We start from the raw sequence: 247 nt of genomic DNA, 5'->3' as shown, positions 1-247 counted from the left end.
CCGCCGCTGTACTGTCGGCCGGCGGCCCGGGGACCGCCGATGTGGGTCAGCCGCAGCCGCAGGGCGTCGTGGCGTTCGATCACGGCGGCGAGCACAGCAGTGATCGTCTCCGTGGTTGCCGCCGCCGGGGTGTTGACCAGCATCGAGAGGTTGAACCGCCGGATCGGGCCGCCGGCCTCCCGCAGCCGATGCATGATCGGCAACAGCGGCACGTCACCGACGCCGCCAGGATCGCCGGCGGCCGCGG

The 247-nt window shown here is 73.7% G+C and carries 1 protein-coding gene (cut by a window edge); it reads right to left on the bottom strand.

The features are described 5' to 3' along the window. Window positions 1-143 carry the 5' end (the start) of a condensation domain-containing protein gene (locus FrCorBMG51_RS34810; RefSeq protein ID WP_476742175.1) on the bottom strand. 3,049 nt of this gene lie to the left of the window's left edge, so the window shows 143 of its 3,192 coding nt (coding positions 1-143); its start codon is at window positions 141-143; its stop codon lies off the left edge, out of view. Window positions 144-247 lie beyond the last annotated feature (104 nt).

Origin of the sequence: Protofrankia coriariae, from assembly GCF_001017755.1 — a bacterium.
Taxonomy (GTDB): Bacteria; Actinomycetota; Actinomycetes; order Frankiales; family Frankiaceae; genus Protofrankia; species Protofrankia coriariae.
Note: the sequence above shows the minus strand (reverse complement) of the source record. Positions and strands in the feature narration are given on the sequence as shown.